Here is a 25,653-nt window from a genome sequence, read left to right on the forward strand (position 1 = left end):
CGGTGGGGCTATCCTTCGAGATCGAAATCCGCCCCCAACAGCCGCAGCTTGGTGATGAAGTTCTCATACCCCCGGCTGATGATGCCCACGTTGCTGACGGTCGAGGAGCCCTCGGCGGTGAGCGCCGCGATGAGGTGGCTGAAGCCGCCGCGCAGGTCGGGAACCTCGATGTCGGCGCCATACAGCTTCGTCGGCCCGGTGATGACGGCCGAGTGGTTGAAGTTGCGCTGGCCGAATCGGCACGGGTGGCCGCCGAGGCATTCACGGTGGATCTGGATGGTCGCGCCCATCTTGACCAGGGCGTCGACAAAGCCGAAGCGCTGCTCGTAGACGGTCTCGTGCACGATCGAGGTGCCGTGCGCCTGGGTCAGGGCGATGACGAGCGGCTGCTGCCAGTCCGTCATGAAACCGGGGTGGACATCCGTCTCGATGATGACGGGCTTGAGGTCGCCGCCCGGGTGATAGAAGCGGATGCCGTCGTCGTGGATGTCGAAGGCGCCACCGACCTTGCGGAACACGTTGAGGAACGTGAGCATCTCGGGCTGGCGGGCGCCGCCGACGAAGATGTCGCCCTGGGTGGCGAGGGCTGCAGCGGCCCAGGAGGCGGCCTCGTTGCGGTCGAACAGGGCGCGGTGGGTGTAGCCCTCGAGGCGGTCGACGCCCTCGATGCGGATCACGCGGTCGGTGTCGACCGTGATGATGGCGCCCATCTTCTGCAGGATGTGGATGAGATCCATGATCTCGGGCTCGATCGCGGCGTTCTTGAGTTCGGTGATGCCGTCGGCACGTACCGCCGTCAGCAGTACCTGCTCGGTCGCTCCGACGCTCGGGTAGGGCAGCTCGAGCTTGGCGCCCTTGAGGCCGTTCGGCGCGGACATGCGGATGCCGTTGGGCTGCTTCTCGACGACGGCACCGAATTTGCGCAGCACCTCGAGGTGGAAGTCGATCGGACGGTCGCCGATGCGGCATCCGCCGAGGTCGGGAATGAACGCCTCGCCGAGGCGGTGCAGCAAGGGGCCGCAGAACAGGATCGGGATGCGACTCGACCCGGCGTGGGCGTCGATCGCGGCGAAGTGCGCGCTCTCGACGTCCACGGGGTCGAGGATCATGTCGCCGGGCTCGTCGCCCTCGGTGACCTTGACCCCGTGCACCTCGAGCAGGCCGCGCACGATGCGCACGTCGCTGATGTTGGGCACATCCTTGAGAAGGCTGGGAGTTTCCCCGAGCAGCGCGGCGACCATGGCCTTGGTCACCAGGTTTTTGGCGCCCTTGACCTCAATGCGGCCGACGAGTGGCCGGCCACCACGGATGGTGACCTTGTCCACGTTCATGCCCACGGCTGCGCCGTGGTTCGCCGCGCTGGCGCGGTGCAGGGCATCCTCACGGGCAGCCCGTGCTTCATCAAGTACTGTGCTCACAAATTACCTACCTTGTGGTTCGTTCCGGTGCGGTTCGTGCCGGGAGAGTGCGGGGAAGAAAAGCTTCCCGCGTCGCTTCGAATTCTGCTATCCGCGCTTCTTCACGCAGGGTCAGGCCGATATCGTCGAGACCTTCGAGCAACCGCCACCTAGTGTAATCATCGATCTCGAAAGGCACTGTCAGGTCACCGACACGGGCGTGTCTTTCAACCAGGTCGACGGTGATTTCGATGCCGGGATCCGCCTCGGTGATCGCCCACAGCTGCTCGGCCGCCTCGTCGGTGATCGTTCCAGCCAACAGCCCCTGCTTGCCGGAGTTTCCCTTGAAGATATCGCCGAACCGGGGGCTCAACACCACGTCGAAACCGAAGTCGCGCAGCGCCCAGACGGCGTGCTCACGGCTCGACCCGACACCGAAATCGGCGCCCGCGATCAGCACCCGGCCGCCCTGGTAGGCCTTCTGGTTGAGCACGAACTCGGGGTCGGCGCGCCAGGCCGCAAACAGGGCGTCTTCGAACCCGGTGCGGGTGACCCGCTTGAGGTAGACGGCGGGGATGATCTGGTCGGTGTCAACGTTGGAGCGGCGCAGCGGAACGCCGATGCCGGTGACGGTCGTGAACTTGTCCATGATTAGTTGGCTCCGTTCGAGGTGCTGGCGACGCCGGCTTGATTGGTGGGGGTCGCCTGTTCGAGATCCCACGGGCTCGAGAGCGTGCCGCGGATGGCGGTGGCCGCCGCGACGAGCGGCGACACCAGGTGGGTGCGCCCGCCCTTGCCCTGCCGGCCCTCGAAGTTGCGGTTGCTGGTGGACGCGCAGCGCTCCCCCGGCTCGAGCTGGTCGGGGTTCATGCCGAGGCACATCGAGCAGCCGGCGAAGCGCCATTCGGCGCCGAAGTCGAGGAAGATCTTGTCAAGCCCCTCGGCCTCGGCTTCGATGCGCACGCGGGCGGAACCGGGCACCACAAGCATCCGAACGTTGTCCGCCTTGGTCTTACCCTTGACGATCTCGGCGGCGGCACGCAGGTCTTCGACCCGGCTGTTGGTGCAGGAGCCGAGGAACACGGTATCGACCCGGATGTCCTTCATCGGCGTTCCCGCGGTGAGGTCCATGTACTCGAGGGCGCGCTCTGCGGCGGACCGCTCGTTGGCGTCGTCGATCAGGGCCGGGTCGGGCACGCTGCCGCTCAGGGATACACCCTGGCCGGGGTTCGTGCCCCAGGTCACGAACGGCTCGAGCTCGTCGGCGTCGACGATGACCTCGGCGTCGAAAACGGCGCCCTCGTCGGTCGCAAGGGTGTCCCAGTACGCGACCGCGTCGAGCCAGTCCTGGCCCTCGGGTGCATGGGCGCGACCCTCGAGGTAGTCGTATGTGGTCTGGTCGGGGGCGACCATGCCGGCGCGGGCACCGGCCTCGATCGACATGTTGCAGATCGTCATGCGGGCTTCCATCGACAGTGAGCGGATGGCGCTGCCCCGGTATTCGAGAACGTAGCCCTGGCCGCCGCCGGTTCCGATGCGGGCAATCACGGCGAGGATGATGTCCTTCGACGTCACCCCCGGGCGCAGGGTTCCGTTGACGGTGATCGCCATCGTCTTGAACGGGTTGAGCGGCAACGTCTGCGTCGCCATCACGTGCTCGACCTCGCTCGTGCCAATGCCGAGCGCCATGGCTCCGAAGGCGCCGTGCGTGGAGGTGTGGGAGTCGCCGCAGACGACGGTGATTCCGGGCTGGGTGAGGCCGAGCTGCGGGCCGACGACGTGCACGATGCCCTGCTCGATGTCGCCGAGGGAGTGCAGGCGCACCCCGAACTCTTCACAGTTGCGGCGCAGGGTTTCAATCTGCGTGCGGCTGGTGACATCCTTGATCGGCTTGTCGATCGCGAGGGTCGGGGTGTTGTGGTCTTCCGTCGCGATGGTGAGGTCGGGGCGGCGCAGCGGCCGACCGGCGAGCTTCAGGCCGTCGAAGGCCTGCGGGCTCGTGACCTCGTGCAGCAGGTGCAGGTCGATGTAGATCAGGTCGGGCGCACCGTCTTCGCCCTTGGCGACGAGGTGCTTGGCCCAGACCTTCTCAGCCAGGGTGCGTGGCACGGTGCTCGTAGAAACTGTGGTGCTCGTAGAAGCTGTGGTGCTCGTAGAACTAGGCATCTGTGATTGTCCGTCTTCCTCAAGATTTGGTGGTCAGCCAACGACGAACTCCGCGACGAGAAGGGCTTAGAGAGTCTGAGCCTCGTCGCGGCACGGAAGAAGAAGTTGACCGAACAGCACGTCGACAGCTTAACAGGTCTGCGCAAGACTGCCCACTCGCCCGCGTTCGCCCCCGTTGTTCACGCGAGTGAGCAGTTTTTGCACTTCCCGGGCCCGGGAAGTGCAAAAACTGCTCACTCGCGGAAAGAAGGGGCCCGGGGAGGGGGGTTAGGCGTAGCGGATGTCGATCAGGAACTCGCCGAGGAACAGTTGCGCTCCCGGGGTGAGCGGCGCGCGACCACCGGGGGCGAGGTCGAACTGGGTGCCGTCGGCGGCGGTGACCATGACCCCGTTGGTGGAGTGCAGGTCGGTGACCCAGAGGGTATCCGGCAGGCCCGCAGCGCGATCCACCTCGACGACGGCGTGGGTCTTCGAGACGCTCGTGGCGGCATCCGCTACCGCGACCAGGCGCGCACCCGGCCGCGTGGGGTCGGCCGCGGGCTGACGCCCGAGCAGCACCACGCCGGTCACGGAGACGCTCTGGCCGTCGGCGCAATCGAGGTGCCAGGCCGCAGCCCGCGGCGCACTCGAGCCGAGCGGCACCGACCGAAAACTGGGGATGGCGACGGGCGCGGTCGGCTCGGCGGTCGTCGGCGCAGCTCGGGAAGGCGCAGCTCGGGAAGGCGCAGCTCGGGAAGGCGCAGCCGGCGGCGCCCCGTCGATGACGGGCGCTGCCAGCGCCGGGGCCGGTGACGTCGCGGGAAACAATCCCGGCGGCGGAACGATGAAGCCTGATGTGCTCACGGAAAAAACCCTATGCCTTTCCTCGTCGATTCGGTCGGCCGGTGCGTGGCGAACGGGTCGAACGGATGCGGAACCTCGCGACCAGACGACGGGCCCAACCGGCCGAGGCGCGCACCGCCGCGAGGGAGGCGAGAGCCTCGGTCCAGTGCCGGGTGACAGCGGCATCGTCAACGGCTTGGCCGTTGAAGACGGCCCGGTCCACCGACCGCGCCAGCGCGCTCAGCCCAATGTTCGGCGGGCCGGCAGTCGGTGCTGCGGGTGGGTCGAGCAGCGCCGTGCGGGTCCCGGCCGGCTGTGCGGCCGACTGGGCGTCGAGCTGCTCGGCGATCTGGCGGCGCGACAACCGCGCGGGCACCTCGAAGCCGAGCTCCCCGTAGCCGTCGGTCAGTTCCTCCCAGGCTCCGGCAACGCGTCGGTCGCCGGCCCCGAGGGTGCGCCGGCGCCGGCGCCGTCGGGCCTTGAGCGCGGCGATCACGAGCAGGGGCCCGAAGAAGGCGAGCAGGGGAATTCCGGCGCCGAAGATCACGGCCCAGGCCCAGGCGGGCAGTTCGAAGCCCTGATCCTGCTCATCTTCGGTGCTGTCGTCGATCTCGACGGCGGTGAGCAGGTCATCCGCTTCATTGTCGGCGCGCGGGGGCTGGCGTACCTGCGGTTGCGGTTCGGTCTTCGGTTTCGGGGTCTGGTCCTGCGGAACGTCGGTCTGGTCGGGGGTCGGGAAGAACGGGATCCAGCCGATGCCCTCGAAGGCGACCTCGACCCACGCCGTGACGTTGGTGCCGGTGACCTCCACACTGGCGCTGCCTTCGGGCACCTCGGGTGCGAAGCCCATCACGACGCGGGCGGGGTAGTTCAGGCTGCGAGCCATGAGCGCCATCGCCGAGGCGTACTGTTCCTGGTCGCCGAGCATCTGGCTGCGGGTGAAGAGTTCGTCGATGCGGTCGGCGCCGTGGCCCGCGCGCGAGGGAGCCCCGTCGGAGGCGAGCCCATGACTGAGGAATCCCTGCGTTTTCAGAGCCTGTTCGATGGCGCGCAGCTGGTCGATCGGCGTTTCGGTCGTGCCGACGTACTCGTCGGCCTTGGCGACCACGACGTCGGGAATGTTCTGCACCGTCGGCAGGGTGAGCTGGGCGACGGGCACGCCTTCGAGGTCTTCGTCGCGGTAGGTCTGCTGCAGTTCGGCGTCGATCGTGTACTCGTAGCCCGGCTGCACCCCGCTCGTGAACACGGCGGTACCGCTCGAGGCGTTGTAGCGCAGGTTTTCGGCCAGGGCCCGGCTGTCGGCGTCATCGAAGTCGACGGTGTGCGGATAGCCGATGCCGGGCAGCCAGACGTCGTCGTAGCCCGTCGCCGTGAGGGTCACCTCGGCATTCTGAACGGATGTCGCCAGCACGGGCTCCGGGATAGTGCGGCCGACGAGGCGGAAGCTCCCCGAGCCGCCCGGGCCGCTGGAACCGCTCGACCCGGCGACGTTCCAGAGCTTGCCGTCGTAGGAGTCCATGCTTGCCAGGCGCAGCAGGTCCCCGGCCTCGAGGCCCTCGACGGTGAACAGCGGGGTGTCGGCGAGGGTCTTGGTGTACATGCGGAAGCCGGCGAGCGGGCTCGCGAACTGCAGCGGGTCGAACGGCGGCTCGATCTCGTCGCGCAGCACGAACCGGTTGTCCGGCGGGGGCGTGAGTGCGGCGCCGGCGAGCGAGCCGACGAGCACGGCGCCGACGACGAGGGTCACGGTGCCGAGCAGTTTGCGGCGCAGCAGCCGACCGCTGCCGACCCGGTCGACGCGCGGGGCATCCGCTGCCCCACCGATCGAGGCAGCGGATGCCGCGGCCAGGCCGCTGCCGGAGCGCCGCCAGCCGATCCACACCAGCGCGATGACGGCAAATGCCACCCCGCGAAGGGCAGCGTAGTAGGCCTCGTCGGTACCCATGAGGATGCCGGCCAGATACAGCAGCACGGGGCCGATCAACAGCAGGCTCGTGCGCCAGACCGTGCGGCGGCGGCCGGGCAGCCAGCGGCTCGCGAGCATCGTGCTGACGAGGGCGACGAGCCAGGCGGCGAAGTACGGCAGCACCGGCATGTAGTACGGCGCCTCGACCGGGGTGCCGAGGGTGACGATGTCGGCCCAGCCGAACACCGCCCCGAGGGCGAGGCCAGCCGTGGATTCGAGGCTCGGCAGCACCACGAGCAGGCCCTGCGCGGGCATCGTGAACGGGGTACCGAGCAGGAAATAGGCGAGGATGCCGGCCAAGACGGCGGTCAGGACGCCGAGGCGCAGCCGAAAGCCGATGATGGCAACGGCCGTGCCCACGAGCAGGCCGCCGAGGCCGGCGAGCAGAAAGTTGTAGTCGCCGAAGGAGGTTTCGAGACCGAGGATGCCGAGCAGGCTGAGCACGCCGATGACGGCGACGTCGATCCACGACTGGGTCGGAAAGGCGCGGGGTGCCTCAGCAGTCACACGGGCAGCGGGAGTCGAACGGCTCATCCGTTGGCCCGTCTCAGGATCGAGGGCAGGTCAGCGAGCTGCCCGAGGGTGATCACGGTCAGGCCGCTCACCTTCGACAGCCGTGACGGCGCCCCAGCCTCAATACGAAAGGCGAGCGTTTTGGTGTCGGGGCCGAACAGGGCCTGCACCGTGCGGTACTGCAGCAGTTCGGTCTGGGAGCCGGCGATGATCATCACGACGCTCGGGGCGGGCAGGCGCCGGGTGGCGTCGCGGGCGAAATCCCGCAGCGTCGGGTAGCGGGCGTCGACGGGGTTGATGCGCGAGGAATCGTCGAGCAGGGTCAGCGGGGTGCCGGTGACGAGCTGGCGTTCTTCGGTGACGACGCTCATGTTGGTCTTCTCCCGAATCACCTGCAGCGCGAGCGAGGCCATCACCGAGACGCCGAGTTCGAATTCCTCATCGGAGGCGTAGGCGACGCTCTCGACGGTGTGGATGATCGTCAGCTGCGAGCGGCGGGTCTCCTCGAACTGCCGCACCATGAGCTGGCCGGTGCGCGCCGAGGTGCGCCAGTGCACGTTGCGCAACGCGTCGCCGGGCACGTACGCCCGCAACGCGTGAAAGGAGATGTCGCTGTTGGTGATCTTCTTGGTGATCTCCCCCTCGAGGTCGCGCACGAGGCCCGCCGCCGAGGACGCGAGCCGGGTGGTGACGGGGTGCACGAACAGTTCGACCGGGTCGGTCCAGCGCACCGTGCGGCGCAGCAGGCCGAGTTGGTCGCCACGCACCGAGATGGCCGGACCGGCCACGACGACCGCGCGACGCTCGGTGGGCACGGCGAAGAGCTCGTCGTGCACGCCGCGGGCGGCCAGTCCCGGGATCACGAATTCGGCGAGGCCCTCGCCGACGGGCAGTTCCATGCGGGCCGGCAGCAGCCCCTTCGCACCGGTGTTGGTGACGATCATCTCGCCGAGCGCGCGCTGGCCGGCGACGACCCGGTGCGGGTTGAGGGCGATCGACACCTGGTACGTTGCGCGTCCGAAGATGAAGGCGACGGCCACGAGCAGCGCGGCGAGCAGGGTCGTCGCGAGGTAGGTGAATTCGACCCAGCCGAACACGCGGCTGATCAAAAACGCGACCACGGCGGCGGCGAGGGTCAGCCAGCCGGCCGGGCCCACAACATCCGTCACCGGGCGCGCGAACCGAGCCGCGGCGCGCAGCCCGACCAGTAGCAGCCGCCACAGAGCGCCGAACAGGGCGCGCAGGGCGCCGCCGATGCTCGCCAGGGCGTAGCGCACCTGCGCGAACCGCCCCGCGACGGGCGCGCTCGCCTCGTACTGTCCGCCTGCACGCCCGGGCGCAGTGGATGCCCCGGGCCCGGCGGCCGCAGCGGCGGGCAGGGTCGTCGGGTCATCGGGAGGCAACGTGCTGGGGAGGGTGCTGCTCATGGGGCGGGTGCTCTTCAGGCTCGAGGTTCAGATCGTGGGCGGTCGGGGCTCAGACCGCGCGGAACGCCGGCGGCGAGACGGCGACCAGGATGCGCCCGACGATGTCCTCGGCCGTGACCCCGGCGAAATCCGCCTCCGGGTCGACGATGATGCGGTGGGCGAGCACCGGTACGGCCAGTTCACGGATGTCGTCCGGCGTCACGTAGATGCGGCCCTGCGACAGCGCCCAGGTCTTGGACGCCCGCGCGAGGGCGAGTGCGCCGCGCATACTCACCCCGAGGGTCGAGGAGACGTCGGTGCGGGTGAGGGTGACGATCTCGTTGAGGTAACCGAGCACGGCCTCGTCGACGTAGACCGAGGCCGCAAGCTCGGCCATCGTGTTGATCGAACTCGACGCGATGATCGGGGTGATCTTCGAGTCGCGGGCCCGGTTGGAGCTGTCGAGCAGCAGGGTGATCGCGGTGTCGTGGTCGGGATAGCCGAGGGAGGTCTTGATCAAAAACCGGTCGAGCTGCGCCTCGGGCAAGGTGTACGTTCCGGCCTGCTCGACCGGGTTCTGGGTGGCGATCACCATGAACGGGGTGCCGACCTCGTGGCTGACGCCGTCGACGGTGACCCGGCCCTCCTCCATCACCTCGAGCAGCGCCGACTGGGTCTTCGGGCTGGCCCGGTTGATCTCGTCGGCGAGCACGATGGAGGCGAAGATCGGGCCCTTGTGAAACTCGAAGAGTCCCTTGCCCTGGTCGTAGATCGTGACGCCGGTCACGTCGGAGGGCAGCAGGTCGGGGGTGAACTGGATGCGCGAGTTGGAGCCCTCGAGGGTCTTGGCGAGGGCCTTCGCGAGCACGGTCTTGCCGGTGCCGGGAAAGTCCTCGAGCAGCACGTGCCCGTTGGTGAGCAGGGCGGCGACGACGAGCCGGATGACCGGGTCCTTGCCCAGGATCGCCTGGTTGACATTGCCGACGAGCTTGTCGAACGCTTCGGCGAACCAGTCGGCCTGTTCCTGCGTGACGGTGGTGGGGATGACGGCTGACTGTGGTGCTGGCATTGGCTGGCTTCCGTTTGGTCGTGCGTTGCTGTGTTCCATGGTGCCCTACATGCCGTTCCACTGGGCACCGGAGATGGAGTTGGTATAGAAGACCGCGCCGTCGCCCTGCCGCGTCAGCTTGACGCGGATGGACTCGCCCGCTGGCCGGGTTCCCATCACGTTGGTCAGTTCGACGCTTCCGTTCGCACCGAGTGAGAAGGTGCGTTCGGAGAATCCGCCGGTGCTGTTCTCGGTGACGATGCTGTAGTTGCCGGGCACGTAGTTGGAGTAGTCGACGCGCACCTTGTGGCAGCCCGAGGAGCAGCCGTTGGCCGAGCCGGCTGAGCCCTTGTTGATGGTCGCGCTCGGCGGGGGCGGGGGCGGGTTGGGTTGGGGGGACGCGGCGTTCGAGGTGCGCCACTCGCCGCAGCCGGCCTGGTTGCAGGCCCGTACGTCGTAGCGGTATTGCCGGTCAGTGTTGCCGGTCGCTGTCGCGGAGCGGGCCGCGGTCGAAGTGGTTCCGCTCGTTCCCTCGATCCACTTGTACTCGTAGCTGGTGACGCCGCGTCCGCCGTCGTTGTTCGGCGCCTCCCAGTTCAGAACGAGCGCACCGGTGCCCTGGCCCGGGGCGGACAGCGTCGCGCTCGCCGGCCTGCCCGGCACCCCGAACGGCACCACGGCGGCACTCGCCGGGGACGCCGCCGAGTCACCGATCGCGTTGCGGGCCGTGACGGTGAAGGTGTAGCTCGTGCCGTTGGTGAGGTTCGGAATGTTGTAGGTGCCGGCCGCGCCGACATTCATCGAATCGCCGTTCCAGGCGATCGTGTAGCCCGTGATGGGCGAGTTGTTCGACGCCGGGGCGGTGAAGGAAACCGTGGCGCTCGCATCGCCGGGGCTCGCGACCGGCCGGTTCGGGGCATCCGGTACGTTGCGAATGACTAGGGTGATGCGGCCCTGCACCTCACGATTGGGGTCTTTCGTGGCGTCCTGGATGCGGTACACCGCGGTCAGGGTGCCGGTCGCGCTCGGACCGGTGTTCAGCGTGACGCCGCTGCCGGTGAAGCTGATCGAGGCGGTGCCACCCTGCACGTCTTGTTCGATGGCCGCGTCGATCACCGTGAGGGCGCGGCCGTCCTGGGCGAAGGGGTTGTAGTCGTTGTCGAGCACCGGCACGATCACCTGCGCGCTCGGCCGGGTCTCAATGCCGTTGCAGTTCGCGCCGCAGTCGGCGACGGCCTGGGGCAGGGGACGCGCCGACGACACCACGGTCACGTTCACGGAGCCCGGCACCGAGAACTCGCGGTAGTTGACCGTGAAGCTCAGTGTCGCCTTCGTGCCCGGCTGCACGCCGAGCGGCGCCGAGACCGACAGGCTCGCGCCGTCGAGAGTCGCGGCGACCTGGGCGGTCGTTCCGGCCAGTGCCCCGTAGCTGAGCTGCTGCAGGATCTGCGGGTTCGGGTGCGCGCTCGAGCTGCGCAGGTTCACGACGAGCGCGGTCTCGCCGGCCTCGATCGTGACGGTGGGCGGGGTGAAGGTCGGCGGCACGTCTTCGAAGTTGGCGTCTCCCACGGTGATCGGAATCGTCAGGGTCGCCTGGTTTCCGAGCGGGTCGGCGGCCGAGGTGCCGTCGGTCACCACGAAGGTGACGGATGCCGGACCCCGGTAATCGGTGCGGGCCACGAAACTCAGCGTGGTGCCGTTGAGGGCGGTCGTGGCGCCGTTGCTGTTGATCGCGGTGGCGCTCAGAATCAGCGGCGGCCGGCCCGACGGCACCTCGACGATATCCCCGAGGTTCCAGGTCTTCGACCCGTTCATCTTGATCACCTGGTCGCCGATGTTCTTGAGGAACGGCGGCGCAAAGGTCTCCTCCGGTTCGGCGGTCGGTTCGCCCGCGTTCGGGTCTACGGTCGGCTCCGGCGGTTCCGGGTCGGGCATCGCCGGCACGATGATGAACGCCGTGGCGCTGAGCTCGTCGATCGCGTTGGTGAGGCGGTAGGCGATCGCCTGCCGTTCACGGGTCGGCGTCACGCTCACCTGGCCGTTGTCGCCGAGGCGAGCGGATGCCGCGTTCGGCCCCTCGAGGCTGATCACCAGATCCGCGATGAGTCCGCCCGGGTTTTCGGCGCCGTCCCGCACCGCGACGGAGACGTCGTCACCCGATTCCACGTCGACGGGCTCGACGTAGTGGTCGACGGCGGTCGGCGGGTCGATGCGGGCGTCGGCGGTGACCTTGACCTGAACGAACGCGGTGTCGGCGCCGCCGTTTCCGTTGGTGATCTCGTAGCGCAGGGTGAAGGTGCCCTCGGCCTCGGGCGCTTCCACGATGACGCGGCTGCCGTCGACCGTGGCTATGATGCCCGGGTCGACCTCGGGCAGTTCCTCGGACAGGGTGAGGGGGTAGCCATTGGGGTCGGAGTCGTTGAGCACGACGGGGATCGATCCGATGCGGCCGGGTTTGATCTCGATCGCGTCGTCGACGGCGATCGGCGGCAGTAGCACCTCGGGGCGCGGGATCACGCCGATACGCACGGTGCCGGTCGCCGCGGCCCCGAAGGTGTCCTCGACCTCGTAGGTGAACTCGTCGGTGCCCGCGGTGCCGGGGTAGGCCTCGTAGATGAAGTAGTCGCTGCCCTGTTCGGCGATGCGCCCGAGGCTCGGCGTGGAATCGAGGGCCGTGAGCACCACGGAATCGCCGTCGGGGTCGATGCCGTCGAGCGGAACCTCAACCTTGATCGTCGAATCGGCGAAGGTGCGCATGGTCAGCGGCAGCGGCGTCGGAGCCCGGTTGGCGGCGGCATCCGCTGCCGTCACGGTGAAGCGCACGGTCGCCGTCGCTGTTTCCAGGAAGGTGTCGGTGATCGTGTAGACGACGCTGTACGACCCGGGGTCGTTCGGGGCCTGGTAGCGCACCTCGTTGCCGGCGACGAAGGCGAGCCCGCCCGCGGGGGCCTCGGCGAGGCCCGGCAGCACCGACATGGTTCCGGAGTCGGGGTGGTAGTCGTTGGCGAGCACGTCGACGCTCACGATGTCGCCGGCGCGCACATTGACGTTGTCGTCGATCGCGACCGGCGGCTGGTGCTTGATCAAAGGCGGCACCGGCACGACGGTGACCCCGGCGGTGGACGTGGCGGTGCCGTCGCTGATCGTGTAGGTGAACTGCACCTGCTCGGTCAGCGCCGACGAGGCGGTGACCCGCAGCACCGTGTTGGTGAGGATCTCGACCGAGACGAGGTCGTTGGCGGCGCTCGTGTCGACGGACTGCACGGCGAGCACCCGCCCGCTCGGTGACACGTCGTTGGTGAGCACCGACAGGGTCAGGGGTTCGCCGGCGCGCAGGTAGGCGGTGTCCTTCACGGCGATCGGTGGCAGCTGTTCGGCGGGGTCCTCCTTCACGTCGACGCGAATCAGGCCCACGCTCGACGCCGAACCGGCCCCGAGGCTGTACGTGAAGACGAAGCTGCCGGCCTCGGCGCTCGAGAACGCGACCGTTCCGCGGTCGAGGTTGAGCACGGCCGAGACGCCGATCGGCACCTCGTTCACGCTAATGAGCGACAGGGCAGCGCCCGACGGGGACACGTCGTTGGCGAGCGGCTCGATGAGCACGGTCTCCCCCACGAACGTCGTCGCGAAGTCGGGCGTACCGACCGGGCCAAGCGTTCCCGGTGGCTTCACGTCGACGGTGAGAACCCCGGTCGCCGTGAGCAGGCCGTCGGAGATGACGAAGGTGACCTCTTTGAGGCCGAGTTCGGCGGTGCGGCTCTCGAAGGTCACGAAGCCCTCGGGGCCGAACCGCACGCCGTCGCCGCTGGTCGGGCTCGCCGAGACGAGGTAGATGTCGTCGCCGTCGGGGTCGATCCAGTCCGAGAGCACGTTGTAGCTCACCAGCTGGCCCTGCTCCACGCTCACGGCGCCGACCCGGGTGGAGACCGGGGCCAGGTTCTGGTCGAGCGGACGCATGGTCACATTGACGGATGCTTCCGCCACCGCCCCGCGCCCGTCGGCGACCGTGTAGCGAAAGCTGACGGTGCCGGCGACGCCCTCGCCCGGGGTGAACTGCAGCGCCCGGCCACCGTCGATGAAGTCGAGCTTTCCCTGAGCGTCCGAAAACCCGTTGACGTTCACGACGGTGAGCACGTCGCCGTCGGGATCGGTGTCGTTGCTGAGCACCGGCAGCACGGTGGTCTTGCCGGGCCGCACCCCGAACTCGTCGTCCCGGGCCAGCGGCGCCCGGTTCTGCTCGGTGCGCTCGGCGAGGGTGTCCTCGAACGACTGCTGCGAGGCCTTCTCGTCGCCCTCCTCGGAGTCCTCCTCCTCGGGCGGGGTCACCTCGTCCCAGTTCTCGACCAGCCGCATGTTCGCATCGACCAGCCAGACATTGCCGTTGCTGAGGTTATTCAACGCGATGACGCTGCGGTTCACCCGGAACTCGAGCACCGAGCCCAGCGTCGGCTGCTCGATCGCCTCGACCGTCACCACGGGATCACCGCCCGACTCGTCGTTGAGGCACGCCGAGATATACCGTTGGGCGCCCGCCCAGGCGCCGTGGGCGCATCCGTTCAGCCAGACCGGCGCGGAGACCGCGGCCGGATCCGTGATCGGCGTGTCAATCTGCGCCGGCACCTGCAGCACATCACCGCCGTCAAGCGGCACCTGCAGCAGCGAATCCCCGGTCGCGACGACCGCGAAACCGTTCTCGGCACCGGGCTGCTGCAGCTTCAGCGCGTCTCCCGGAAGCTCGACGACCGTGTCGCCCACGACCAGGGTGCCCGCATCAGTGTCGAGCACCACCGCCTGCTCTCCCACGAACGCGACCTGGTGCGCACCGAGGCCGGGCAGCGCGGTCTCGGTCGCTTCGGCCCCGAACTCCGCGATCGTGACGATCGTCTCATCCACCACCGACGTGCCCACCAGCGCCCCCGACGACGACAGCGCAATGTGGCCGCCCTCGCCCAGTTCCATCACGGGTTCGGTCGTCAACCGGTCGAAGTTCAGCTCCCCGGCGGCCAAAAACTGCCAGACCTCACCGGTCGGCGCCATGGCCGCGATCAGGTCGCCGCCATAAGCGAGCACCGACCCCGGAACCACGTCGACGCGCTGCCCGAGGGTCGTGAACGCGGGGTCGACCCGCTCGAGGGAGCCGACGCTCTCATCGATCATGAAGACATCGTCGCCGTGCTGCAGCACGTCGAACGCACTCGACGCGGCGTTGACCGAGCCGTTGAGCTCCTCGATCTGCCGGTTCAGGCGGCCGGCGAGCAGCTCCTGGCCATTGGTGACCCAGACATCCCGGCTGGTGAGGTCGACATCCGTCACCGGAAAACCCTGGTGCAGCACCGCGAAACTCAGCGGCACCCCCGCCAAAACCGCCAGCGCGACGACGGATGCCGTGGACTTACGCCACGCGGACGGCCTCAGAAAGGACGGTGCGTGCAGCCGATCAGACCAGGCCCCCACGCAACTCCCCCGGCTCGCCCGCACCCCCGACCAGGGGCGCGCAAATACTGATTCACCGTAACACGACCCTCTAGCCGCCCGAGCGCGGCCGTCAGCCGAACGCATTGCCCCCGCGCAGCGGCGCAACTACCGCGCAGCGCGCTCCCCTGAGCCGCGCCCGCACCATCCTGGGTCGAGCGCGGGTAGTGCGCCGCTGCGCGGTCGGCACACCCACCGCGCAGCGGCGCAGGTACCGCACCTGCCGGCCGGCCTGCGGGACAGGTGGCGCAGGTACCGCGCAGCGGCGCAGCTACCGCGCAGCGGATGCCGGCGCGCCAGCCCTGAGGCCACGTATTCAGGCGGGCGCTCAGGCCGGCGGCGGCGCATCGAGCAGGTCGACGTCGTCGGCGCTCACGAGGTGGGTCGCCACCGCGTACTCCACCAGGCGCGCCCGCCGGTTGACGGCGAGCTTGCCGCGGCCGCCGCGCAACCCGTCGACGCCGAGCTTGTCGAGCTTCTCGCAGACGTTGTCGAGTTTGCGGTTGAAGGTGGTGCTGTTCCAGCCGAGCCGGGCCGCGGCTTCGGCCGAGGTCGGGATCGTTCCCCGGCCGGGAACCTCCTGGCGCAACACCTGCTCGGCGAGCGCGACGACGAGCATTCGCTGGCTGGTGGTGAGGGCCACCGGCAGAATCGTGGTGCTGCCGTCGGACTGGGCCGCCGAGACCGAGGTGTTGAAGTAGTCCTCCTCGGCGTGGATGGTGAAGTCATAGGTGGTCGAGCCGGCGGTGAACGAGACGCGCATCCGCTGGAAGACGATCGGCAGCTTGGCTCCGGGGGCGAGCCAGGCCTGCACCGACCCCGTGGCATCTGTCACCGTGGCGGACAGCAGGTTGCCCACGTTGGCGATCCACCACATGCCGAAGTCCTCGTAGAGCCGCAAGAAGGTGCGGTGCAGGTAGGGGTTGTCGTCGATGGAGAGGTCGGACTCCCGCCCGATCGAGAAGTCGGTTCCGGGCGGGGTCGTGTACCACTCGCCGCAGAACTCGATCTTGAGGGGCTTCACGCTGCACCCGTCACGGCGATCATCACTGCCCACATCACTGGTTGCAGGCCGGTTCGGCCTCGCTGAGCTTGCCGTCGCTGCGCTGCAGGTAGACGTCGATGCAGACCCGGGCGCCGGGGGTCACGCCCTCGATCACGATGGTGTTGGTCTGGCTGAGCTGCGGCTGCGTCGGGGTTTCGGCCCGGGCCCAGCGGTAGACGTCGGTGTCTTCGGGGGCGGAATTGCTGACCGTGAACGTGACGACCGTTCCGTCGACGGATGTCTCCACCCCGTCGAGCGTCGGCGTCGGCACCGCGCCTCCCGCGCTCGCGCCGCCGCCCTGCGCGGTGGTCGGCCGGGCGCTCGGCGTGATATCGGAGTCGGGATTGCCGACGATGGCCACCGCAGCGATCGCCCCGGCAAGCAGCGCGACCCCGGCGGCGATCCCGATGACCCGGGCCAGCAGGCGCGGGCGGCGGGCGGGGGCCTGGGCCGTCGTCTCGGTTCCGGCGTCGTTACCCGTCACGGTACCGGCGATGTCCGGGGCCGTTTCCGGGCGAGCGGATGCCGCACCCCGCGGCCGCACGACCGTCTCCTCCCGTGCGCTTGAACGCAGAACCGTGCCCTCGACGACGGCCGCTGCGTCGCTCGCCTCATCCTGCGACCCGCGAGCGGTGCTGTCGGTGTGTTCGCGGTCGGCGAGCACCCCGTCGGGCACCGTGGCGGTCGCATCAGGCGCGGCAGCCGCGGTCGGTGCCGGCGCCTGCATGGGCGGCTGGGCGGCGATCGTGACGACCGTGCGGGCGCGGGTCTCGGCTTCCTCGGGGGTCGCGGCGGCCTTCTCCGGAGCCTGCTGGCGCAGGTTCGGCACCTCGATGCCGGTCGGCGAGTAGCCGAGCTCGAGTTCGACGCGCTGCAGGGCACGCGCGAAGTCCACGGCCGTGGCATAGCGATCGGCGCGGTCGGTGGCCATGCCCTTCTGCAGCACGTAGGTCAGCGACCGCGGCATGTCCGGCCGGTCGATCGGCGTGATGGCACCGTGTTCGATGCGGCCGATCAGGTCGAGGGTGCCGTTGGAACGCCCGCGAATCTCAAACGGGGTGCGGCCGGCGAGCAGCGTGTGGATGGTCGCGGCGAGCGAGAAGACGTCGCTGCGCACATCCGCTTTCGGATCGTCGTCGAACATCTCGGGCGGCGACCACGGCACGCTCATGCCCACGGCCTGGCTCTCGCTCGTGGCCGCGGTGTCGCTGGGCCGGCCGCCGGTGACGCCGGTGATGGTCTGCACCGGCAGCTCGTCGTCGAGGGTTGAACTGATGCCGAAGTCGGTCAGGGCGGGCCAGCCGAAGTCGTTGGTGAGCACGTTGGCGGGCTTGATGTCGCGGTGCAGGATGCCCGCGCTGTGCGCCGTCGCGACGGCTCCGCCGAGGCGCACCCCGATGCGCAGGGCGTCCTCGACCCCGAACGGCTCGCGCTTGTACTGCTCGGCGAGGCTCGGCCCCGGGCAGTACTCCATGACGAAGTAGGGCCGCAGGTCACTCGCGACGTCGGCGTGGTAGATCGTGACGATGTACGGATGCGTCGACAGCTGCGCCATGAGGTTGGCTTCGGCCACGAACTGGGCCCGGGTCGACTCCCCGAGCTGCTCGGTCAGCAGCACCTTGACCGCGACGCGACGCCGCGGCAGGCGCTGCTCGTAGAGGAACACGTCGGAGAACCCGCCGGATCCGAGCGGCTTCACGTAGGTGTAACCGGGGAGTTCGGGGGGAACCGAGGGGGCGCGCCGCATCGTCTCAGTCCCCGGTTATCGTGTGCGGAGCCACCGTGTCGTCGCAGACCGTGATGGTGATGCCGCTGCCGAGGTCGACGACCGTGCCCAGGATGATCGCGGTCGGCTCGCCCTGCCGCAGCCGTTGCGGCGCCTTGCCGGGGAGCACGATCAGGATGCCGTTGCGGGAGTGCAGGTCGGTCACGACCACGGTGTCGCCCTCGAGGGCGAACCGGGCGTGGTTGCGGGAGATGTCCTGGTCGCCGGCCCCGATGCTGATGAGCTTCGGGATCTGGCCGCCGAGCACCTGGCTGACACTCGGCGCCCGGCCGAGCACCACGGGCTGCCCCAGCGTCTCGTGTGCGCCGTTCGGCAGCAGCAGGTACAGGCTGTTCGCCACCGCAACGGGCGCGGCGGGCGCCCGGCGGTCCAGCCGGCGCGAATCCCGGAGCTTGCGGATGTCTCCGCTCATCACCGTGAGCCCGTCGTGATCACCCTCGGCTTCGATGTGTTCCGGGGCTGCAGCTTCGGACTCTGCGCCTTCGCTGCCCTCGGGTCCGTCATCCTCGCGCACGGCGGCCTGCTCCACGCCGCGCATCATGGTGGCCCCGAACAGGTGGTCGTACTCCGAGGCGCCGCTGACGACGGATGCCGGCGGCCCGGCGATCGCGGCTGCTGCGCCCGCCGGCGGGGCGTCGATGAACGTACTTTCCACCAGCGTGTTCTCGTTGACCGGCGCTTCAGCCGGCTCCGCGGCCGGCACTGCGGCTGGCGCTTCAGCCGGCACCGCGGCCGGCTCTGCGGCCGGCACTGCGGCCGGCACTGCGACGACCGGCTCACCGGCAGTGGCGCCGGCCCCGGCGCTCAGCGTGCCGTTCAGGCGCCGGGACCAGGCAGCACCGGCGAGCAGAGGAAGGTCTGCTCCGCGGGTGCCTCCGGCCCCGCCGCAGACGATGGAGAACGCCGTGGCCCCGGTGAAGGACTGTTCCACCCAGGTCGATACTCCACGTCCGGAGATTTCGATCGTCGCCTCGCCGACCGTGACCGTCACGGTCACGTCACCGCGCACGATCGCGTGCAGGGCCGCCGCGCCGTCGCCAAGCCAGGTGAGCAGCACGAACGGCGGCGTCTCGAAGAGGCCGTTACGGGTTAGTTCTCCGAGCAGGCTCTCAGCCGGGTTACCGCGGTGCAGGCTCTCCCACACCGCGTTCGCGGTGGGGCTCGTGGTGGTGAGCTTCAGGACAATGAGACGATCGACATCCGTCGCCGCGAGCCATTCACCAGCGGTACCCGGTTCGTAGCTGAGGCCCGGCAGGTAGTGAGACATGTCACACGCCTCGGGGATTGGTGTTTTCGACGTCGTCGAGTGAGCGCTCCTGCGTCACACCCGTCTGGTCGGCGTCGTCGGCCTGGCCGAGCGTGGCTTCGATGTAGACAACCGAGACGTTGTCGTGGCCGCCGTGCGCGATCGCGGCCTCAACCAGAACGTCAGCGACGGTGTGCCCGGCCGCGCCGAAGCCGAGTTCGGCACCCTCGACCGGGTCATCGTTGAAGCCGGGGCCGCCCTGGTGCTCGGCCAGAACCCGCGCGATGTCGGCGGTGTCGAGCTCTTTGGTGAGGCCGTCGGAGCAGATCAGGAAGCTGTGGCGTCCGGCGGCCGGCAGCAGCCAGACGTCGGCGTCGACGAACTCGTCCGCGCCGATGGCCCGGGTGATGACGTTGCGTTCAGGGTGTTTCTCGGCATCCGCTGCCGTGATGAGACCGGCGTCGACCATTTCCTGCACCGCGGAATGGTCGACGCTCAACTGGGTGAGCGTGCGGCCGTTCCAGGTGTACACGCGGGAGTCGCCGATGTTGAAGGCCATCCAGTGGTAGCCCACGTCATCGCCGGCGTCGACGAAGGCCACGCCGGCCAGCGTCGTGCCCGACACCGCGGTGCCGTAGTCGTCAACGGCGCTGAGGTCGCGCACGGCGTCGTTGCTCGAGTGGATGGCGTCGAGGATCCGTTCCGGCGTGGACGGCGTGTTCTGCTCGATGTGCTCGTCGAAGACACGCACGACGGTCTGGCTGGCCACGTCGCCGTGGGCGTGGCCACCCATTCCATCGGCGACCAGAAACACAGGGGACTGGGCCATCAGGCTGTCCTCGTTGACCTTGCGAACCTTGCCGACGTCGGTGCGCGCGCTGAACAGCAGGGTCGCGGTGGCGTTCGCCAAGACAATTTCGCTTCGGCCGTTCACCGCCATGCGTACCCCACCGTTCGCGTCACCACTTCGCACGCGAAGCTTCGCGCCCCTCGGGGCGTCGGCCAAAACCAGTGCAGGCGAAACTCCTGCAAGGCTCTACCGTATCAAGTCTGGGCGGATGCCTACTCGTCGATGTATTCCGGGGTTTTCTGGGCCGGGGCGGCCTCGGGGTTGGCGGCGCGTTTGCGGTCGTCGCTCTTGGCCTTGATGAGGCTCGCGATGGTGGCAACGGCCATTGATCCGATGATCACGCCGAGCGAGGTCCAGGTATCGATCTCGGGAGCCCAGGCCACGCCCTCGCCGCCGTTGATGAAGGGCACCTCGTTGGTGTGCAGGGCGTGGAAGAAGAGCTTGACACCGATGAACGCGAGGATGACCGCGATGCCGTATTTGAGGTATTCGAGGCGTTCCAGCAGTCCGCCGAGCAGGAAGTACAGCTGGCGCAACCCCATCAGGGCAAAGATGTTGGCCGTGAAGACGATGAACGGACTCTGGGTGATGCCGAAGATGGCCGGGATCGAGTCGAGCGCGAAGATGAGGTCGGTGGTGCCGATCGCGAGGAACACGATGATCATCGGCGTGAAGACCTTCTTGCCGTCGACCATGGTGCGCACTTTGGAACCGTCGAACTCGCCCGAGATGTGGATGCGACGACGGAGCAGGCGGATGAAGCCGTTCTCCTTGTTCTCGGTGTCGTCTTCTTTCGCGGTGGCCTGGTTGAAGGCCGTGTACAGCAGGAACGCGCCGAAGATGTAGAAGATCCAGCTGAAGTTCTCGATCAGCTGGGCGCCGAGCAGGATGAAGATTCCGCGCAACACGAGGGCGATGATGATGCCCACCATCAGCACTTCCTGCTGGTATTTCCGCGGCACCGAGAATCTCGCCATGATGATCACGAAGACGAAGAGGTTGTCGATCGACAGGCTGTACTCGGTGAGCCAGCCGGCCAGGAACTGCCCGGCGTGTTCGGCGTCGCCGAGCAGCAACATGAGCAGCGCGAAGATCAGCGCGAGTCCCACGTAGAAGGCGACCCAGAGGCCGGCTTCCCGCATCGACGGCACGTGCGGACGCTTGTAGACGATCAGCAGGTCGGCAACCAGAATCAGGGTCAGGACGACCAGCGATCCAACTTCGAACCAAAGCGGCAGGGCGAGTTCCATGGGAACCTTTCACGGTGACAGTGCGGGGTGGGTGGCCGAAACGGCCGGAACCCGAAAGTCTCTCCCGCACCATCATGGGTGCCACCGTGACCGGGGCCCCGCCAGTGCGGCCCGTATTGACGATCACGACATAGGGCTCACTGAGCCCCTAGGGATACTCCCCTTCGCTTGCAGAACTCTATCAGCACAATCGTGCCGAACCCGGTCGCAGCCTCGCGGGGTTATACACAAACTGAACAGGAGTTAAGGCAGGGGTTAAACAGAGAAACCCGGCACCTCGCGAGCGAGGAATACCGGGCTGTCTGTTGTGCTCTGTGACCCCAGCGGGATTCGAACCCGCGTTACCGCCGTGAGAGGGCGATGTCCTAGGCCGCTAAACGATGGGGCCGTTTTTGCAACTTTACGAGTATGCCACACGAATGCGTCGTGAGACAAACTGAGCCGAAACTGAGCGTGTTGCGGGCGACGGATGCCCTCGCCCGCCGGGCCACGCGCTGCCCCCGGTGGGTAACATTGCGCGTATGAAGCTGACCAAACTCGAGCACGCGGCCCTCATCCTCGAACTCAACGGTCAGAAGCTGTTCATCGATCCCGGCTCGCTCACGACGGCGCTCACCGAGACGACCAATGCCGTCGCCGTGGTGCTCACCCACGAGCACCCCGACCACTGGACGCCGGCGCAGCTCGATCGCATCCGGGACATGAACCCCGACGTGCCCATCTACGGGCCGCAGGGGGTAGCCGATGCCGCGCCGGAGCATCCGATCACCGTCGTGCAGGCCGGGGACACCGTGGCGGCCGGCCCGTTCACGCTGCGCTTCTTCGGCGAGAAGCACGCCGTGATCCACGCGTCGATCCCGGTGATCGACAACGTGGGAGTTCTGGTCAATGACGAGCTCTACTACGGCGGCGACTCCTTCACCATTCCAGCGGATGTCCAGGTCGGCACCCTCGCGGTGCCCGCCGGGGCGCCGTGGCTGAAAATCAGCGAGGTCATCGATTACGTGCTGGCCGTGAAGCCGCAGCGCAGCTTTCCGACGCACGAGATGGGCCTGTCCCGCTTCGGCAAGGACCTGTCCAATGCTCGCATCGCGGCGGCCACCGAAGAGGGCGGCGGCGAGTACTTCGCGCTGGAGCCGGGAGACTCCCTCGACATCTGACCCAGTTCGAGGCAAACGCCCTCATCCCAGCATTTTTGCAGCTTCTGCATCGTAAAGTGCAGTAACTGCAAAACATGGCTCCCCGCCGTGGCGGTCGAGATGAGGATGGAACGAGATGTCAGCCGACCTGGTAATTGACGCACGTGACCTGGAGAAATCCTATGGGTCGGGATCGAGCCGCTTCGACGCGCTCAAAGGGGTATCCCTGCAGATCGCTGCCGGCGAGACCGTCGCCATCGTGGGCAAGAGCGGATCGGGCAAGTCGACCCTGATGCACCTGCTCGCCCTGCTCGACGAGCCCGACGAGGGCACCGTTCAGGTCGCCGGCAAGGAGGCCAAGGCCCTCTCCCGCCGGGAGATCAACGAGCTGCGCAACAAGGAGTTCGGTTTCGTCTTCCAGCAGTTCTTTCTCACGCCGAACGTCTCGGTGCTCGACAACGTGATCCTGCCCCTGAAGATCGCCGGCATCCGAAACAAACAGCGTCGGGTGCGTGGCATGGAGGTTCTGAACCAGCTCGAGCTCGCCGACAAGGCCGACAAGAAGGCCACGACCCTCTCGGGCGGACAGAAGCAGCGCGTCGTCATCGGCCGTGCGCTCGTCAACAACCCGCGCGTCATCTTCGCCGACGAGCCCACCGGAAACCTCGACACCGCCACCGGCGCCGTCGTCGAGGACATCCTCTTCGCCCTCAACCGGGAGCAGGGCATCACGCTCGTCATCGTGACCCACGACGAGGACCTCGCCGCCCGCTGCGACCGCCAGATCTACATTCGCGACGGCCTGATCGTGCCGGGCGGCGCCATCCACAGCACCGACCACACAACGGACCATGTCGGATCCCACACCGGCGCGCACAATCCGACCCACGCGGCGGCCCACACCGGTGCCCACTCCGGAACCCACAACCCCTCCCACGCGGGCGCTCCCACCGGCGCACACGCCATCATCCCGGCCAGCACCACCAGCGTTGGAGACGCGTCATGAGAACCCAGGACCTCGTCGCCACCGCGATCTCGAACACGTTCCGCAGCAAGCTGCGCACGACCCTCACCGTGCTGGCGATCTTCGTCGGCGCCTTCACCCTCACGCTGACCAACGCCGTCGGCGCGGGCGTGTCCCAGTACGTCGACGCCCAGGTCGGCGCCCTCGGCTCCCCCGACGTGTTCATCGTGGCCCAGGCCAGCCAGGCGGCATCCGCTGATGACGGCCCGGTCGAATACGACCCGAACGGCTCCGCCATGGTGTCAAGCAACCAGGGTCCTCCCGGCACCACGACGCAGGCGCTGACGGATGCCGACCTCGAGACGATCGGTGACACCGCCGGCATCGAATCGGTCGACCCGGTGCGTTCCGTGCAGCCGGACTACATCGAAAACAGCGGCAGCACCCAGTTCGAATTCAGCATCAACGCGACCTCCGCCGTCACCACGGCCGACCTCACCGCCGGCGCGCAGCTCGACGGCGGCTCGACCGAACCCCAGCTCGTGCTGCCGGACACCTTCGTCAGCCCGCTCGGCTTTGCCTCTGCAGAAGACGCGGTGGGGGCATCCGTCACCATCGGCATCACCGACATTCTCGGTGAGAAGCACACCGTGGACGCGACCGTCGTCGGCGTCTCGCTCGAGAGCCTGCTCGCCGCCGGCGCGGGCGCCAACGACGCCCTCATCGCCGAACTCGCCGACGCCCAGTCCGGGGGAATCGACACCGCCGTCACCAGCTACGGCGTGGCCATCGCCCACTTCGACGACACCCTCTCGGCCGAGCAGATCACCGCCCTCAAGGCCGACCTCGCCACCGACGGCTACACCGCCAGCACGATCGAAGACCAGCTCGGCGCCGTGCAGACCGTGATCACCGGCATCGTCGGCGTGCTCAACGCCTTCGCCGTGATCGCACTCATCGCCGCCGCCTTCGGCATCATCAACACGCTGCTGATGAGCGTGCAGGAACGCACCCGGGAGATCGGCCTGATGAAGGCGATGGGCATGAGCGGCGGCAAGGTCTACACCCTGTTCAGCCTCGAGGCCATCGTCATCGGGTTCCTCGGCAGCGCCATCGGCGCCGGCGTGGCCATCGGGCTCGGCTCGATTCTCAGCAACGTGCTCGCCGACGGACTGCTGTCTGGCCTGCCGGGCCTGAACATCCTGCTGTTCGAGCCGACATCCGTCGCCTTCGTCATTCTGCTCGTCATGCTGATCGCATTCCTCTCCGGAACGCTTCCGGCCCAGCGCGCGGCGAAGCAGAACCCGATCGAGTCGCTGCGCTACGAGTAGCGTTCACGACCCGACCGAAGTAACGAACACACGATGACAGGACACGGCGTGCCCGAGACCACCACACCCACCACGCGCGAGAGCAAGCACCAGGCGACAGCCCTGCGCGTGGAACGGAACGCGGTGCGCCTTGTCCTGCGGCACGGTTTCGACAACGTCACCGTGGACATGATCTGCGAGGCGAGTGAGATCTCGCAGCGCACCTTCTTCAACTACTTCAAAACGAAGGATGCCGCGGTGATCGGCGCCGACGTGCCCCACGTCGACGAGGCCAAGGCCCGGGAGTTCATCTCGTCGGACTCCGACCTGCTCGCCGAACTGCTCACGCTGATGATGACGATGGCGGCGAACCTCAACTTCGACGAGAAGCTGATGACCGACCGCATCATCGTCTTCGGGCAAAACCCCGACCTCATGCACAAGCAGATGGAACGGATGACCCGGGTCACCGCCGAGGTCACGGAGCTCGTCTACCTGCGGATCAGGCGGGCGGCGGGCCAGCCACCTGTCGAGCAGGCTGGTGTCGAGCCGGCCGTGCTCGAGCAGGACCTGCGCGACCAGGCCGAGTTGCTCACCAACGCGATCATGGGGGTGCTGCGGTTCGTGGCGACGCGCTGGATTCCGACGCCCGACTCGGCGGCGATGCCCGGGGCATCCGGTTCAAGCGAAGGTCAGGTGGCCCCGAGCCGCGAGCAGGTGCTCGAGCACGCCCTGTCGCTGCTGCGCCGCACGCTGCGCACGCCCTAGCGCGCTCGCTCGGGTCGAACTCTAGTCGTCGACCGTGCCGCACGGGGAGAAGGACTCCAGTACGACCAGTGGCGCGCCCGCCTGGGTTTCATTTTCCGAAATGTGCAGAGTGATACCGCCGGGACTGACCAGGGTCACGGTCACCTCACCACTATTGCTCCGCGTCTCGATCGTGCTGGCCCACTCACGGTCGTCATAGTCGCGCTGCAATGTCTTCAACCATGCCGGTCGATCGAAGTCGACACTCACCTCGATCAGACGCTGGCCGGTGTAGAGCAGCCCGGTTCGATTCGCACAAGGAAAAGAATCGCCCTTCGTGTTTTCTTCCACCGAGACGACGTCGAGGGGGTCGAGAAGCGCCTCGACGAGATCCACCTCGTGGATCGTCTCCGCTTTCACACTCTCATAAGACTGCATGAATAGTCCTCCCGAACATCCTGTGAGCAATACGCTGAGGGCCAGCACGAAAACGATCGACGCTGCGTACTTCATCTTGTGTCCACCC

At 68.0% G+C, this 25,653-nt stretch carries 18 protein-coding genes and 1 tRNA gene; 4 read left to right on the top strand and 15 right to left on the bottom strand.

The genetic code is table 11. The features are described from left to right. Window positions 1-8: 8 nt before the first annotated feature. From murA to D6T64_RS21515, 14 genes are all read right to left on the bottom strand, one after another. Entirely contained in the window at window positions 9-1,331 is a 1,323-nt protein-coding gene (gene murA, locus D6T64_RS21450; protein ID WP_199719261.1) for a UDP-N-acetylglucosamine 1-carboxyvinyltransferase, read from the bottom strand. 94 nt (window positions 1,332-1,425) lie between these two features. Further along, on the bottom strand, window positions 1,426-2,046 hold the full coding sequence (leuD, locus tag D6T64_RS21455; protein WP_119976711.1) for a 3-isopropylmalate dehydratase small subunit: 621 nt from the start codon (window positions 2,044-2,046) through the stop codon (window positions 1,426-1,428). 2 nt (window positions 2,047-2,048) lie between these two features. Further along, entirely contained in the window at window positions 2,049-3,563 is a 1,515-nt protein-coding gene (leuC, locus tag D6T64_RS21460) for a 3-isopropylmalate dehydratase large subunit (RefSeq protein WP_199719256.1), read from the bottom strand. Window positions 3,564-3,830: 267 nt separating this feature from the next. Further along, complete coding sequence (locus D6T64_RS21465; RefSeq protein ID WP_158594934.1) at window positions 3,831-4,406, bottom strand: FHA domain-containing protein; 576 nt, start codon at window positions 4,404-4,406, stop codon at window positions 3,831-3,833. 10 nt (window positions 4,407-4,416) lie between these two features. Then, window positions 4,417-6,858 carry a transglutaminase-like domain-containing protein gene (locus D6T64_RS21470; protein ID WP_119976714.1) on the bottom strand — a complete coding sequence of 814 codons (2,442 nt, stop codon included), beginning with the start codon at window positions 6,856-6,858 and terminating at the stop codon, window positions 4,417-4,419. A 23-nt stretch (window positions 6,859-6,881) separates the two neighbouring features. Continuing rightward, window positions 6,882-8,291, bottom strand: a complete 1,410-nt coding sequence (locus D6T64_RS21475) for a DUF58 domain-containing protein (protein ID WP_119976715.1) — start codon at window positions 8,289-8,291, stop codon at window positions 6,882-6,884. 49 nt (window positions 8,292-8,340) lie between these two features. Beyond that, entirely contained in the window at window positions 8,341-9,339 is a 999-nt protein-coding gene (locus D6T64_RS21480) for an AAA family ATPase (RefSeq protein WP_119976716.1), read from the bottom strand. A gap of 45 nt (window positions 9,340-9,384) precedes the next feature. Beyond that, window positions 9,385-14,772: an Ig-like domain-containing protein gene (locus D6T64_RS21485; RefSeq protein WP_147364636.1), complete on the bottom strand. Its 5,388-nt coding sequence runs from the start codon at window positions 14,770-14,772 to the stop codon at window positions 9,385-9,387. A gap of 346 nt (window positions 14,773-15,118) precedes the next feature. After that, entirely contained in the window at window positions 15,119-15,814 is a 696-nt protein-coding gene (locus tag D6T64_RS21490) for an FHA domain-containing protein (protein WP_119976830.1), read from the bottom strand. 34 nt (window positions 15,815-15,848) lie between these two features. Further along, window positions 15,849-17,582, bottom strand: a complete 1,734-nt coding sequence (locus D6T64_RS21495) for a serine/threonine-protein kinase (protein ID WP_119976718.1) — start codon at window positions 17,580-17,582, stop codon at window positions 15,849-15,851. A gap of 4 nt (window positions 17,583-17,586) precedes the next feature. After that, complete coding sequence (locus D6T64_RS21500) at window positions 17,587-18,888, bottom strand: FHA domain-containing protein (protein ID WP_119976719.1); 1,302 nt, start codon at window positions 18,886-18,888, stop codon at window positions 17,587-17,589. 1 nt (window position 18,889) lies between these two features. Continuing rightward, window positions 18,890-19,777: a PP2C family protein-serine/threonine phosphatase gene (locus D6T64_RS21505; protein ID WP_233551497.1), complete on the bottom strand. Its 888-nt coding sequence runs from the start codon at window positions 19,775-19,777 to the stop codon at window positions 18,890-18,892. A 152-nt stretch (window positions 19,778-19,929) separates the two neighbouring features. Continuing rightward, a complete protein-coding gene (locus D6T64_RS21510; protein ID WP_119976721.1) occupies window positions 19,930-20,967 on the bottom strand; it encodes a TerC family protein in 1,038 nt (345 codons plus the stop codon). Window positions 20,968-21,282: 315 nt separating this feature from the next. Beyond that, a tRNA-Glu gene (locus D6T64_RS21515) sits at window positions 21,283-21,355 on the bottom strand. Between the two features lie 133 nt (window positions 21,356-21,488). On the opposite strand from D6T64_RS21515, the gene D6T64_RS21520 reads away from it, so the two are divergent. From D6T64_RS21520 to D6T64_RS21535, 4 genes are all read left to right on the top strand, one after another. After that, window positions 21,489-22,127: an MBL fold metallo-hydrolase gene (locus tag D6T64_RS21520; protein WP_119976722.1), complete on the top strand. Its 639-nt coding sequence runs from the start codon at window positions 21,489-21,491 to the stop codon at window positions 22,125-22,127. Window positions 22,128-22,242: 115 nt separating this feature from the next. Continuing rightward, window positions 22,243-23,112, top strand: coding sequence for an ABC transporter ATP-binding protein (locus D6T64_RS21525; RefSeq protein ID WP_233551499.1), 870 nt, complete (start codon window positions 22,243-22,245; stop codon window positions 23,110-23,112). Further along, window positions 23,109-24,401 carry an ABC transporter permease gene (locus tag D6T64_RS21530; RefSeq protein ID WP_119976723.1) on the top strand — a complete coding sequence of 431 codons (1,293 nt, stop codon included), beginning with the start codon at window positions 23,109-23,111 and terminating at the stop codon, window positions 24,399-24,401. The genes D6T64_RS21525 and D6T64_RS21530 overlap by 4 nt, the downstream gene beginning before the upstream one ends. A 48-nt stretch (window positions 24,402-24,449) precedes the next feature. Next, window positions 24,450-25,148 (top strand): TetR/AcrR family transcriptional regulator, encoded by a 699-nt coding sequence (locus D6T64_RS21535; RefSeq protein ID WP_233551501.1) that lies wholly within the window; start codon window positions 24,450-24,452, stop codon window positions 25,146-25,148. A 21-nt stretch (window positions 25,149-25,169) separates the two neighbouring features. On the opposite strand, the gene D6T64_RS21540 is transcribed toward D6T64_RS21535, so the two are convergent. Next, window positions 25,170-25,640 carry a hypothetical protein gene (locus tag D6T64_RS21540; protein ID WP_147364637.1) on the bottom strand — a complete coding sequence of 157 codons (471 nt, stop codon included), beginning with the start codon at window positions 25,638-25,640 and terminating at the stop codon, window positions 25,170-25,172. Window positions 25,641-25,653 lie beyond the last annotated feature (13 nt).

This window comes from Cryobacterium melibiosiphilum (genome assembly GCF_003602235.1).
In the GTDB taxonomy this organism is placed as follows: Bacteria; Actinomycetota; Actinomycetes; order Actinomycetales; family Microbacteriaceae; genus Cryobacterium; species Cryobacterium melibiosiphilum.

Coding starts and splice junctions, on each gene's coding strand:
- leuC (WP_199719256.1), bottom strand. CDS start 3,563: ATGCCTAGTTCTACGAGCACCACAGCTTCTACGAGCACCACAGTTTCT.
- D6T64_RS21500 (WP_119976719.1), bottom strand. CDS start 18,888: ATGTCTCACTACCTGCCGGGCCTCAGCTACGAACCGGGTACCGCTGGT.
- D6T64_RS21510 (WP_119976721.1), bottom strand. CDS start 20,967: ATGGAACTCGCCCTGCCGCTTTGGTTCGAAGTTGGATCGCTGGTCGTC.
- D6T64_RS21475 (WP_119976715.1), bottom strand. CDS start 8,291: ATGAGCAGCACCCTCCCCAGCACGTTGCCTCCCGATGACCCGACGACC.
- D6T64_RS21525 (WP_233551499.1), top strand. CDS start 22,243: ATGTCAGCCGACCTGGTAATTGACGCACGTGACCTGGAGAAATCCTAT.
- D6T64_RS21520 (WP_119976722.1), top strand. CDS start 21,489: ATGAAGCTGACCAAACTCGAGCACGCGGCCCTCATCCTCGAACTCAAC.
- murA (WP_199719261.1), bottom strand. CDS start 1,331: ATGAACGTGGACAAGGTCACCATCCGTGGTGGCCGGCCACTCGTCGGC.
- D6T64_RS21495 (WP_119976718.1), bottom strand. CDS start 17,582: ATGCGGCGCGCCCCCTCGGTTCCCCCCGAACTCCCCGGTTACACCTAC.
- D6T64_RS21480 (WP_119976716.1), bottom strand. CDS start 9,339: ATGCCAGCACCACAGTCAGCCGTCATCCCCACCACCGTCACGCAGGAA.
- D6T64_RS21530 (WP_119976723.1), top strand. CDS start 23,109: ATGAGAACCCAGGACCTCGTCGCCACCGCGATCTCGAACACGTTCCGC.
- D6T64_RS21540 (WP_147364637.1), bottom strand. CDS start 25,640: ATGAAGTACGCAGCGTCGATCGTTTTCGTGCTGGCCCTCAGCGTATTG.
- leuD (WP_119976711.1), bottom strand. CDS start 2,046: ATGGACAAGTTCACGACCGTCACCGGCATCGGCGTTCCGCTGCGCCGC.